Source organism: Pseudomonas sp. 1 (assembly GCF_056626735.1).
In genome coordinates this window covers 125299-137541 of record NZ_JBWXMQ010000004.1, presented here as the reverse complement: position 1 = coordinate 137541, position 12243 = coordinate 125299, and the positions used below count along the sequence as shown (strand labels likewise).

The window sequence follows — 12243 nt, the reverse complement described above, 5'->3', positions numbered from 1 at the left end:
TCCGGTGCCTGAACTCTCCAGGTCCGATCACGTCTGATAGCAGGAATTGCACTCGACGCACGTTACCGGGCGTCATTGCTCGCTACGGTTTCAGACTCCCTGTAAACTGCGCGGGTTTTTAGCCCCCCATTCCACCGGAGCCGTCCATGTCCCGCGTTACCCTGAGTCGCTATTTGATTGAGCAGACCCGCAGCAACAACACTCCTGCCGATCTGCGTTTCCTGATCGAAGTGGTGGCGCGCGCCTGTAAGGAAATCAGCCACGCCGTGTCCAAAGGCGCCCTGGGCGGCGTTCTGGGCAGCATGGGCACGGAAAACGTGCAAGGCGAAGTGCAGAAGAAGCTCGACGTGCTGTCGAACGAAATCCTGCTCGAAGCCAACGAGTGGGGCGGTCACCTGGCCGGCATGGCATCCGAAGAAATGGACAACGCCTACCAGATCCCGGGCAAATACCCGAAAGGCGCCTACCTGCTGGTATTCGACCCGCTGGACGGTTCGTCGAACATCGACATCAACGCCCCGGTCGGCACCATCTTCTCGGTACTGCGTTGCCCGAACGAATACCTGAGCCAGAACGAAGCCCTGAACGAAAAGGCCTTCCTGCAGCCAGGTACCCAGCAGGTCGCGGCCGGTTACGCGATCTACGGTCCGCAAACCATGTTGATCCTGACCCTGGGCAACGGCGTGAAGGGCTTCACCCTGGACCGCGAAATGGGCAGCTTCGTCCTGACCCACGAAGACATCACCATTCCTGAAAGCACCCAGGAATTCGCCATCAACATGTCCAACCAGCGTCACTGGGAAGCTCCGGTACAGCGCTACGTTTCCGAACTGCTGGCGGGTGAAGAAGGCCCGCTGAAAAAGAACTACAACATGCGTTGGGTCGCGGCGATGGTGGCCGACGTGCACCGCATCCTGACCCGTGGCGGTCTGTTCATGTACCCGCGCGACAGCCGCGAGCCGTCCAAGCCGGGCAAGCTGCGCCTGATGTACGAAGCCAACCCGATGTCGTTCCTGGTGGAACAGGCAGGCGGCGCTTCCACCGACGGCCACCAGCGCATTCTCGACATCAAGCCTGAAGGCCTGCACCAGCGCGTAGCGGTGTTCCTCGGCTCGAAAGAAGAAGTCGCCCGCGCCACGGCTTACCACAAGGAATAAACCATGACCGCGCCCTGGCAGCCGTTGCTCGATTGGTGGTTCGGTCATGCCGAATCAGCCACTGAAGTTTCGGCGCAACAGGGCAAGTTGTGGTTTGGCAAGAAAGACAGCCAGGACCTCGAAGCGCGTGAGCGTTTCGGGGTCTTTGTCGATCAGGCCCTCGCCGGCGGATTGACCGAGTGGACGCAACGTCCCGAAGGTTGGCTGGCGGTGGTGCTGTTGCTCGACCAACTCCCGCGCATGATCTTTCGCGATACGCCCAAGGCTTTTTCCGGTGATCTACGGGCCCAGAAGCTGGTTGCTCAGGGGGTTGCTGCAGACTTCGATCGGCAGTTGAAACCGATCCAGCGACTCTTCATCTACCTTGTCTTCGAACACTGCGAAAACCTCGCGGTGCAGAATGAAGCCGTCTCGCGATTCATCGAACTGGTGGCAGAACAGCCGGAGGCGGAGCGCGGGGTGTTTGCCGACAACCTGGATTATGCCGAGCGGCATCAGAAGGTGATTGCCCGGTTTGGCCGGTTTCCGCATCGCAATGCGGTGTTGGGGCGGGAGTCTACGGTGGAGGAGTTGGAGTTTCTTTCGCAGCCGGGGTCGAGTTTCTGAGCTGCATCAGACTCAGGGATTGCCTTGAAGCAAACGCTTCATCAAGAGTGCAGGCAGGTTTTTTCTCGTATCGGCGATGATATGGATATAAATAGTCTGCTCTCGGACTTCATAAATAATGCGATTCAAACCAGAGATGACTTGCCGATATTGACCAAGGTTCAGTCTTTCTATTTCTTCGGGAATGGATCCTGAATAGGGTAAGGATGCGAGACTGCGAATAGCGACCTTCAAGCTGGCATAAGTGCTATGCCAGGTTTGAGGTGAGAACTGTTTGATGAGGTAGGTGCGAAGATCTTTGAGATCTGTTTCGGCGGACTGAAGAATAACGACCTTCAAACTCATTGGGGGTCGATCCTGTCCAGCTCTGCGAAAACGTCTTCAACGTCCCTGTACTTGCCTTCCTCAATTTCTCGATTTCCCATGGCAAGCAGTTTGAGCAGAGCCATTGTTTCTTCCTGCTCTTCAAAACTCTTGACGTCCATGACTACAAGCTTCGCTTCACCGTTCTGGGTTATCACCAGCGGCTCACGGCTTTCGCTAATCGTTTTGACGATTTCGGCGGTATGGCTTTTCAGGTAACTGATGGGTTTGATCTGGGATGAAAGCTTCACGGGCTGCGCCTCGCTCAGTGGACTAGGACCGAGTTTAGTCTTAATTCAGTCCTGAGTCAGGCCGAGGTGACAAGCGTGTTGTTCCGTCTTCGCGGGTTTACGCGCGAAGACAGCTTCGGACGCCTTAGATCCGGAAACTACCCACCAACTGCTTCAACCGCGCAGCCTGCTGCTCCAGATCCGCACAAGCGCGCAACGTCGCCTGCAAATTCTCGACCCCTTCCTGGTTCAGCGTGTTGATCTCGTTGATGTCGACGTTGATCGACTCGACCACCGCCGTCTGCTCTTCGGTCGCGGTCGCCACCGACTGGTTCATGCCGTCGATTTCGCCGATGCGCTGGGTCACGCTGCCCAGGCGTTCGCCGGCCTGGTTGGCGATGCCGACGCTGCTTTCGCTCTCACGCTGGCTCTCGGTCATGATGCCGACCGCCTGACGCGCACCGACTTGCAGCTCTTCGATCATCTTCTGCACTTGCTGTGCCGAATCCTGGGTGCGATGCGCCAGGTTGCGGACTTCGTCGGCCACCACGGCGAAACCACGACCGGCTTCACCGGCACGGGCTGCTTCAATGGCCGCGTTGAGCGCCAGCAGGTTGGTCTGCTGGGAGATGCTGGTGATCACTTCCAGAATCTGCCCGATGTTCACAGTGTTGCTGTTCAGGGTTTCGATGTTGCCGCAGGAGTCGCTGATCTTCGCCGACAATTGCTGCATCGCGTGGATGGTTTTATCCACCACCTGCTGGCCGTCTTCGGCCAGGCTGCGGGCGTCGCTGGAGTGTTGCGAGGCGAGGGCGGCGTTCTGGGCGATTTCCTGGGCGGCGGCGCCGAGCTGGTTGATCGCGGCGGCCACGCTGTTGGTGCGCGAGGCCTGCTGGTCGGAGTTGAACATCGACGAGTTGGACGCGGCGACTACGCGCAGTGCGACTTCGTTGACTTGCCCGGTGGCCGACGACACTTCGCGGATCGAGGTGTGAATGCGCTCGACGAAACGGTTGAACGACAAGCCCAGCGCACCGAATTCATCGTGGCCGTGGATGATCAGGCGTTTGGTCAGGTCGCCTTCGCCTTCGGCGATGTCATGCATGGCGCGGCCCATGGTCAGCAGCGGCTGCATCAACACACGGATCAGCATGCCGAGCAGGGCGATGATGATCACCACGGCGATGACCATGGCGATCAGCGCCGAGGTACGGAATTCGCTGAGCATCGAGAACGCGGTGTCCTTGTCCAGCACCAGCGCCACGTACCAGTCGGCCGACGGTACGCCGTTGACGTGGGTGAAGGAGATCAGTTGGGTCTTGCCGTCGAACTCGACTTCCTTCAGGCCCGGGCTGACTTTCGGCGCACCGTTGGGATAGGCCTCGGCCAGAGTCTTGAGCACCAGTTTGCTGTCCGGGTGGATCAGGATCTTGCCGTCGGCACTGACGATGAACGCGTGACCGTGGCCGCCGAAGTTCAGTGAGTTGATGATCGCGCTGACACTCGACAGATCAATGTCGGCGCCGGCCACACCGATCATCTGGCCCTGGCGCTGCACCGGCGTGGCCACGGTGATCACCAGTTTGCCCGACGAGGCGGCGATGTACGGCTCGGTGACGATGGTCTGTTGTGCAGCATTGGCTGCCTTGTACCAGCCACGGGCGCGCGGATCGTAATCCGGCGCACGGTTGCCGGCCGGGACCGAGAGCATCACGCCGTCGGCGCCGCCGAAGTAGCTGAGTTGGAAATTGCCGGTGTAGGCGGGCAGGTCGATGATGCGTTTCAGGCTGGCCGGGGCGTTGCCGTCGGCGACGACCTGTTGCGCCATCGATTGCAGCAACTGGATGCGGCTTTCCAGCCAGGTCTGGATGTTGCTGGTGGTCAGACTGCCCAGTTCCTGCATCGACGCTTCGGTGCTGCTTTGCAGGGCTTCGCGCTGGCGATAGTCGTTGAACAAAATGAAACAGGCGAATGCAACGGCCACCACGAGGGCGGCAGCCAACAAGATCTTGTGGCTGAATTTCATGTTTCTGGTCATTAAGGGAGCTACCGCGAAGGGGCTGGTCAAGAAAGGGCGGCAATTTGCCACACTCTGGGGCTTTGCGCTGCTCTTATTTCGACCGCCGCGCGCCAAAGATTAGGCGCCTTTTGCGAAAGGCGACGAAATGCTCAACAGCTTTACAAACTGTCTGATTTATCGGCGAAAGCCGGACGAGCGGGTTAACAAATAGCCGGCCTGCCAGGGAACCAGACAGGGGTTTTCTCTTCTAAGCTTCTGGTTGGCGCCATGCCATCCCCCTTCCGCTCCAGGAGTTACACCATGTCGCTGCGATCTATCGCCCTGCTGTCGTTTTGCGTGCTGTTGGCTGCATGCAGCAAGGTCAATCAGGAAAACTATTCGAAGCTCTCGGCCGGCATGGCCAAGGCTGAAGTCGAGACGCTGCTCGGCAAGCCCACCGATTGCTCGGGCGCGCTCGGCATGTCCAGTTGCACCTGGGGCGACAAGAACAGCTTTATCAGCGTGCAGTACGCCGGTGACAAAGTGCTGATGTTTTCCGGCCAAGGCCTGAAGTAAACCGGGGCTTCGCGCCCACGGGAGAAAAACAATGAAGCGGTTATTGCTTGTCCTTTTGGCCGGCCTGGTATTGGCCGGCTGCGCCACGTCCGGTGAAGATCCGCTGGCGCCGAAGACGGTCAACAGTGTCAATCTCAAGCGTTACCAGGGCACCTGGTACGAACTGGCGCGTCTGCCGATGTATTTCCAGCGCAATTGCGCACAATCCGAAGCCCGATATTCCCTCAAGCCCGACGGCAATGTCGCGGTGTACAACCGCTGCCTGACGGCGGACTGGACGTGGGAAGAAGTCAAAGGCACGGCTTATCCACAGGTGCCGGGCAAGACCGACAAGTTGTGGGTCGAGTTCGATACCTGGTTCTCGCGTCTGATTCCGGGTGTGGCGAAGGGTCAGTACTGGGTGCTGTACGTCAGCGATGACTACAAGACCGCTCTCGTCGGCGACCCGAGTCGCCGCTATCTGTGGCTGTTGTCGCGCACGCCGACCGTCAACGGTGTGGTGCGTGAGGAACTGTTGAGCAAGGCGCGCCAGCAGGGTTACGACACCACGCGCCTGATCTGGCGTACGTCGGATCAGCAGATGGCCAAGACGTCCAACTGACTTCTCCTGTTCTGATCGCTCCCACGCTCTGCGTGGGAGCGATCAGAACAGAGGTTTTGTGTCAGCCCAAAAGCTCTCGCAAGACCTGGGTGAAGGCGCGATTGCTGTCCTCCTCCTCGGCATGTCGCCCCTCGCGCACGACCCACTGACCGTTGACCAGCACATCGCGCACCTGACGGTCGCCACCGGCAAACAGCCAGCGATTGAGAATCCCGTCACCACTGGCCGTGGCCAGGTATGGATCGCTGCCATCGAGCACAATCCAGTCAGCTCGCTTGCCGACTTCCAGCGCACCGATCGGTTGGCCCAGCGCCTGAGCACCACCGTCGAGCGCCGCGTCATACAGCGTGCGCCCGACCATCGGCTGATCTGCGCCATACAAGCGGTTGCGCCGCTGATCGCGCAGGCGTTGGCCGTATTCCAGCCAACGCAATTCTTCCACCACGCTCAATGACACATGACTGTCTGAGCCGATGCCCATGCGCCCGCCCTGCGCGAGGAAATCCACCGCCGGGAAAATACCGTCGCCGAGGTTGGCCTCGGTGGTCAGGCACAGACCGGCGATGGCGCGGCTCCTGGCCATCAGCGTGACTTCTTCCGGATTGGCGTGGGTCGCGTGCACCAGGCACCAGCGCTGATCGACTTCGGTGTTTTCATACAGCCATTGCAGCGGGCGGCGACCGCTCCAGCTTAGGCAGTCGTCCACTTCTTTCTGTTGTTCGGCAATGTGGATGTGCACCGGGCATTGCTTGTCGCTGGCTGCCAGCACTTCGCTGATCTGCTGCGGGGTGACCGCGCGCAAAGAGTGGAAGCACAGGCCCAGCGACTGCGCCTTTTGCTGCGCGAGCAGGGGTTGCAGGCGCGATTGCAGTTTCAGGTAGTTTTCGGTGCTGTTGATGAAACGGCGCTGACCTTCGTTCGGCGTCTGGCCGCCAAAACCGCTGTGGCTGTAAAGCACAGGCAGCAATGTCAGGCCGATGCCGGCGGCACTGGCCGCCTGGCTGATGCGCAATGCCAGCTCGGCCGGGTCGGCGTACGGCTGGCCGTTGTTATCGTGGTGGACGTAATGGAATTCGGCGACCGATGTGTAACCGGCCTTGAGCATTTCGATGTACAGCTGGCGGGCAATCACCCCGAGCTGGTCGGGGCTGATTTTTCCGACGAGCCGATACATCAGATCGCGCCAGGTCCAGAAACTGTCGTTGGGGTTGCCGGCCACTTCCGCCAGTCCCGCCATCGCTCGCTGGAACGCGTGGGAGTGCAGATTCGGCATCCCCGGCAGCAGCGGACCGCTCAGCCGTTCGGCGCCATCTGCGGTGGAATCGGCCTGGATTCGGGTCAACACGCCATCGGCGCTGACCTCGAGACGTACATTGTTGGCCCATCCGTTAGGCAGCAGCGCGCGTTCGGCAAAGAAGGCGGACATGGTTCGGCACCCCATCGTGTGTTATTTGTATATACATATACAGACGTTTGCCTGCCCGGTAAACTCCGGCAAGCTAGCAACTTTCATCCAATGAACAGGGATCCACCGTGCCGACTCCGCCTCCAGTCTCCCCGTTGGCCGCGAACATGGGCGACAGTCCGGCGCCCTTGTACGCCCGCGTCAAACAGATGATCACTCAACAGATCGACAGCGGTAACTGGCCGCCGCATTACCGCGTGCCGTCGGAAAGCGAGCTGGTCAGCCAGTTGGGCTTCAGCCGCATGACCATCAACCGCGCGCTGCGGGAAATGACCGCCGACGGCCTGCTGGTGCGCATGCAAGGCGTCGGTACTTTTGTCGCCGAACCGAAGAGCCAGTCCGCGCTGTTCGAAGTACACAACATCGCCGACGAAATCGCCTCCCGTGGCCATCGCCATACTTGCCAGGTGATCACCCTGGAAGAAGAGGCCGCCGGTTCCGAGCGCGCGCTGGCGCTGGACATGCGCGAAGGGCAGAAGGTCTTTCACTCGCTGATCGTGCACTACGAAAACGACATTCCGGTGCAGATCGAAGACCGCTTCGTCAACGCGCTGGTGGCTCCGGAATACCTCAAGCAGGACTTCACCCTGCAAACGCCTTACGCCTATCTGAACCAGGTCGCGCCGCTGACCGAAGGCGAGCACGTGGTTGAAGCGATCCTCGCCGAAGCGTCCGAATGCAAATTGCTGCAGATCGAAAAAGGCGAGCCATGCCTGCTGATCCGCCGTCGTACCTGGTCGGGTCGTCAGCCGGTGACGGCGGCGCGCCTGATCCACCCCGGTTCCCGTCATCGTCTGGAAGGTCGGTTCCATAAATGAAAGAGTTGAAGGTTCTACGCGCCGAAGGCTACCCGCGCATGCCGTGGAAAAACGGCGGCGGCAGCACCGAGGAAATCACCCGTGACGCCGGCGCCGGCCTCGACGGTTTCGGCTGGCGTCTGTCGATTGCCGACATCGCCGAATCCGGCGGTTTCTCGACCTTCGCCGGTTACCAGCGGGTAATCACGGTATTGCAGGGCGACGGCATGTCCCTGTGTGTCGACGGCGACGATACCCGGCCGTTGTTACCCCTCGACCCGTTTGCCTTCAGCGGCGAGAGCCAGGTGTCCTGCACCTTGCTCGGCGGCGCGATCCGCGACTTCAACCTGATCTACTCGCCGCAGCGTTACAGCGCACGCCTGCAATGGCTGGACGGCGAACTGCGGTTTTTCAGTTCGGCGAGCACGGTGCTGGTCTTCAGCGTCAGTGAACGGCTGGAAGTCACGGTCGGTGGCGGCGCCTCGCAACTCGGCCGCCATGACTGCCTGCAACTGGACGGTAACACCGGTTTGACCGAGATTGCCGTCAATGCCGGTTGCTGCGTGATTGAACTGTCTGCGCGCTGATTCTCTCTACTGCTCGTTCGCACCAGAGCCTGGGAACGATCTAACGATCAACGATCAAAAACCGCTGCTTTGAAAGCAGCGGTTTTTTTTCGTCCCGACGTTCCCGAAATGCGCACCAACTTGTTACCGAACGCCCCAGCGTGGCGCAAAGCCACGCTTTCGTAACAACCTGTCGCTGTCCTCAATCCACCCCGCGAAAAAATTCATGAACGCCGGAGCCCTTGATTCAGGCGCTCTGCAGACCTGTCCTGGATTTTTGTTGAACGGTCCTCCAACAAGTTGGCCGCTTGATTGCATATGCTTGTATGTACAAGTAAAGACGTATGCGTATGAGTCGAACGAGACTCTCCGCAGCGTCCACTGATTCGCTTGCCGCGCACTGATGCGCACAGGCTGCTTGCCCACTGCCAGGGTTGGTTTGAATTGATCGCTGAGGAGTCTTTTTCGTGACTGACAACAACCGCACCACTTCTTCATTCACAAAGCATCGTGACGTCGAAATCCGCGCCGCCCGCGGCAACAAGCTGACCGCCAAGAGCTGGCTGACCGAAGCGCCGCTGCGCATGCTGATGAACAACCTCGACCCGGAAGTCGCCGAGAACCCGAAAGAGCTGGTGGTATACGGTGGCATCGGCCGCGCGGCGCGTAATTGGGAGTGCTACGACAAGATCGTCGAGAGCCTGACCAACCTCAACGAAGACGAAACCCTGCTGGTGCAATCGGGCAAGCCGGTCGGCGTGTTCAAGACCCACAGCAACGCCCCGCGCGTGCTGATCGCCAACTCCAACCTGGTGCCGCACTGGGCGACCTGGGAACACTTCAACGAACTCGACGCCAAAGGCCTGGCCATGTACGGCCAGATGACCGCCGGCAGCTGGATCTACATCGGCAGCCAGGGCATCGTCCAGGGCACCTACGAAACCTTCGTTGAAGCCGGTCGCCAGCACTACAACGACAACCTCACCGGCAAGTGGGTACTGACCGCCGGCCTCGGCGGCATGGGTGGCGCCCAGCCACTGGCCGCGACCCTCGCCGGTGCCTGCTCGCTGAACATCGAATGCCAGCAGATCAGCATCGATTTCCGCCTGAAGACCCGCTACGTCGACGAGCAGGCCAAAGACCTCGACGACGCATTGGCCCGCATCGCCAAATACACTTCCGAAGGCAAGGCTGTTTCCATCGCCCTGTGCGGCAACGCCGCTGAAATCCTTCCGGAACTGGTCAAGCGCGGCGTGCGCCCGGACATGGTCACCGACCAGACCAGCGCCCACGATCCGCTCAACGGTTATCTGCCGGCCGGCTGGACCTGGGATGAATACCGCGCCCGCGCCAAGACCGAGCCAGCCGCTGTGGTCAAGGCCGCCAAGCAATCGATGGCCGTTCACGTCAAAGCCATGCTCGACTTCCAGAAAATGGGCGTGCCGACCTTCGACTACGGCAACAACATCCGTCAGATGGCTCAGGAAGAAGGCGTCGAAAACGCATTCGATTTCCCGGGCTTCGTTCCGGCCTACATCCGTCCGCTGTTCTGCCGTGGTATCGGCCCGTTCCGCTGGGCTGCGCTGTCGGGTGATCCGCAAGACATCTACAAGACCGACGCCAAAGTCAAAGAGCTGATCCCGGACGACGCCCACCTGCACAACTGGCTGGACATGGCGCGCGAGCGCATCAGCTTCCAGGGTCTGCCGGCGCGTATCTGCTGGGTCGGCCTGGGCCTGCGCGCCAAGCTCGGTCTGGCGTTCAACGAAATGGTGCGCAGCGGCGAGCTGTCGGCTCCGATCGTGATCGGTCGCGACCACCTCGACTCCGGCTCGGTCTCCAGCCCGAACCGTGAAACCGAATCGATGCAGGACGGCTCCGATGCCGTCTCCGACTGGCCGCTGCTCAACGCGCTGCTGAACACCGCGAGCGGTGCGACCTGGGTGTCCCTGCACCACGGCGGCGGCGTCGGCATGGGCTTCTCCCAACACTCGGGCATGGTGATTGTCTGCGACGGTACTGACGAAGCGGCCGAGCGTATCGCTCGCGTTCTGCACAACGACCCGGGCACCGGTGTCATGCGTCACGCCGATGCCGGTTACCAGATCGCCATCGACTGCGCCAGGGAACAAGGGCTGAACCTGCCGATGATCACCGGCAAATAAAGGGCTTTGGCTTTGTGTGGGAGCGAGCTTGCTCGCGAAGAGGCCGGCACATTCAGTATCTGTGCTGACTGACAAATTGCTTTCGTCGGATCGCCGCCCGGAGCAAGCTCGCTCCCACAGAAAAGCTGCCCTACAGAAGCTTAGTGAACAATCAAAACAATCCACAGAGGTTGAATCATGGCAGGCAACACCGATCGTGCAGGCAGTAAACCGTTGATCGAAAGGCGTTCGATCGACTACATCCCGGAAGCGGAAAGACACGGTCGTCTGTTCAGTCAGTTCACCCTGTGGATGGGTGCCAACCTGCAAATCACCGCGATTGTCACCGGGGCCCTGGCCGTGGTGCTGGGCGGTGATGTGTTCTGGTCGTTGATCGGTCTGCTGATCGGTCAACTGCTGGGCGGAGGGGTGATGGCGCTGCACGCGGCACAGGGGCCGAAGCTTGGCCTGCCGCAGATGATTTCCAGCCGGGTGCAGTTCGGCGTCTACGGCGCGGCGATCCCGATCGTGCTGGTGTGCCTGATGTATCTGGGCTTCACCGCCACCGGAACCGTGCTATCGGGTCAGGCGCTGGGCCAGTTGTTCGGGGTCAGCGACACCGTCGGCATCCTGCTGTTCGCCAGCGTCATCGTGGTGGTCACGGTGCTCGGCTATCGGGTGATTCACTGGATCGGCCGGATCGCCAGTGCCATTGGTGTGATCGCTTTCGTGTACCTGTTCAGCCGCCTGATGAGTCAGGTGGACGTCGGCGCACTTCTGGAAATCCGTCACTTCAGCTGGAGCAGTTTCCTGCTGGCGGTTTCGCTCGCGGCCTCTTGGCAGATCGCTTTCGGCCCGTACGTGGCGGACTACTCGCGCTACCTGCCGAGCAAGGTGTCTTCGGTGAAAACCTTTTTCGCCGCCGGTGCCGGTTCGGTGATCGGCGCGCAGGTGGCGATGATCCTCGGTGTGTTCGCAGCCGCTTCGGCCAACGGGCAATTCGCCGGGCATGAAGTCGCTTACATCGTCGGTCTGGGCGGGACCGGTGCCACTGCCGCGCTGCTGTATTTCAGCATCGCGTTCGGCAAGGTCACCATCTCCACCCTGAACTCCTACGGCAGCTTCATGTGCATCGCGACCATCATCAGCGGCTTCCGTGGCCACCTGACGGTCACCCGGATGCAGCGCCTGGTGTTCGTGCTGGTGATCGTCGGCGCAGCGACCCTGATTGCGCTGCTCGGCCAGCATTCGTTCCTCGGTGCGTTCAAGTCCTTCATCCTGTTCCTGCTGGCGTTCTTCACGCCGTGGAGTGCGATCAACCTGGTGGACTACTACTGCATCACCCGCGAGCGCTACGACGTACCGGCGCTGGCGGATCCGAACGGTCGCTATGGCCGCTGGAACATCCTCGGTATCAGCGTTTATGTGTTCGGGGTGCTGGTGCAACTGCCGTTCATTTCCACCAAGTTCTATACCGGTCCATTGGTAGCGGCCCTGGGGGATGTGGATATTTCCTGGATCATCGGTCTCGTGCTGCCCGCAGCGCTGTACTACGTCTGCGCGAAAAAATGGCACGGCACCGTACCCGATCGACTGATTCTGCCCGTCGAGCAGAACAGCGTTGTACAACCTAAAACAAGCGGGGCCGGTCGCGCTGCGGCGCAGGCCTGATTTGGACGTGGACAGGGCTGGATGCCTCTTGACTGCCGTAAGCCAATTCATGATTAGGAGCGTCACAA

General features: G+C 60.4%; 12 protein-coding genes. 8 read left to right on the top strand and 4 right to left on the bottom strand.

All coding sequences use genetic code 11. The annotated features are described in order from the left end of the window. The first annotated feature begins 146 nt into the window (after positions 1–146). On the top strand, positions 147–1157 hold the full coding sequence (locus AC1MDC_RS07975) for a class 1 fructose-bisphosphatase (protein ID WP_085698074.1): 1011 nt from the start codon (positions 147–149) through the stop codon (positions 1155–1157). Positions 1158–1160: 3 nt separating this feature from the next. Next, positions 1161–1763, top strand: coding sequence for a DUF924 family protein (locus AC1MDC_RS07970; protein WP_085702698.1), 603 nt, complete (start codon positions 1161–1163; stop codon positions 1761–1763). Positions 1764–1775: 12 nt separating this feature from the next. Here the strand turns inward: AC1MDC_RS07970 and AC1MDC_RS07965 are convergent, their stop codons facing one another. The 3 genes from AC1MDC_RS07965 to AC1MDC_RS07955 all read right to left on the bottom strand — a co-directional run bounded on the left by AC1MDC_RS07965 (position 1776) and on the right by AC1MDC_RS07955 (position 4394). Then, complete coding sequence (locus tag AC1MDC_RS07965) at positions 1776–2108, bottom strand: type II toxin-antitoxin system RelE/ParE family toxin (protein WP_085698076.1); 333 nt, start codon at positions 2106–2108, stop codon at positions 1776–1778. Further along, positions 2105–2377, bottom strand: coding sequence for a type II toxin-antitoxin system Phd/YefM family antitoxin (locus AC1MDC_RS07960; RefSeq protein ID WP_039764708.1), 273 nt, complete (start codon positions 2375–2377; stop codon positions 2105–2107). The genes AC1MDC_RS07965 and AC1MDC_RS07960 overlap by 4 nt, the downstream gene beginning before the upstream one ends. A 124-nt stretch (positions 2378–2501) precedes the next feature. Continuing rightward, positions 2502–4394 (bottom strand): methyl-accepting chemotaxis protein, encoded by a 1893-nt coding sequence (locus tag AC1MDC_RS07955; protein ID WP_218191826.1) that lies wholly within the window; start codon positions 4392–4394, stop codon positions 2502–2504. Positions 4395–4676: 282 nt separating this feature from the next. Between AC1MDC_RS07955 and AC1MDC_RS07950 the strand changes: the two genes are divergently transcribed. Together AC1MDC_RS07950 and AC1MDC_RS07945 are read left to right on the top strand one after the other, a co-directional pair. Further along, on the top strand, positions 4677–4931 hold the full coding sequence (locus AC1MDC_RS07950; RefSeq protein WP_007952486.1) for a hypothetical protein: 255 nt from the start codon (positions 4677–4679) through the stop codon (positions 4929–4931). 31 nt (positions 4932–4962) lie between these two features. Continuing rightward, positions 4963–5532, top strand: a complete 570-nt coding sequence (locus AC1MDC_RS07945) for a lipocalin family protein (RefSeq protein ID WP_085702695.1) — start codon at positions 4963–4965, stop codon at positions 5530–5532. A gap of 61 nt (positions 5533–5593) precedes the next feature. On the opposite strand, the gene AC1MDC_RS07940 is transcribed toward AC1MDC_RS07945, so the two are convergent. Beyond that, positions 5594–6958 carry a formimidoylglutamate deiminase gene (locus tag AC1MDC_RS07940; RefSeq protein WP_085702694.1) on the bottom strand — a complete coding sequence of 455 codons (1365 nt, stop codon included), beginning with the start codon at positions 6956–6958 and terminating at the stop codon, positions 5594–5596. A 146-nt stretch (positions 6959–7104) separates the two neighbouring features. Here AC1MDC_RS07940 and hutC point away from each other — a divergent pair, with 146 nt between their 5' ends. The 4 genes from hutC to AC1MDC_RS07920 all read left to right on the top strand — a co-directional run bounded on the left by hutC (position 7105) and on the right by AC1MDC_RS07920 (position 12175). Beyond that, positions 7105–7815, top strand: coding sequence for a histidine utilization repressor (hutC, locus tag AC1MDC_RS07935; RefSeq protein WP_170844914.1), 711 nt, complete (start codon positions 7105–7107; stop codon positions 7813–7815). Further along, positions 7812–8381, top strand: coding sequence for a HutD/Ves family protein (locus AC1MDC_RS07930; RefSeq protein ID WP_085702693.1), 570 nt, complete (start codon positions 7812–7814; stop codon positions 8379–8381). Before hutC ends, AC1MDC_RS07930 begins: the two co-directional genes overlap by 4 nt. 446 nt (positions 8382–8827) lie before the next feature. Further along, the gene (gene hutU, locus AC1MDC_RS07925; RefSeq protein ID WP_227234167.1) at positions 8828–10525 is read left to right on the top strand and encodes a urocanate hydratase; all 1698 of its coding nucleotides are present in this window, start codon (positions 8828–8830) and stop codon (positions 10523–10525) included. 177 nt (positions 10526–10702) lie between these two features. Next, complete coding sequence (locus AC1MDC_RS07920) at positions 10703–12175, top strand: purine-cytosine permease family protein (protein ID WP_085698082.1); 1473 nt, start codon at positions 10703–10705, stop codon at positions 12173–12175. Positions 12176–12243 lie beyond the last annotated feature (68 nt).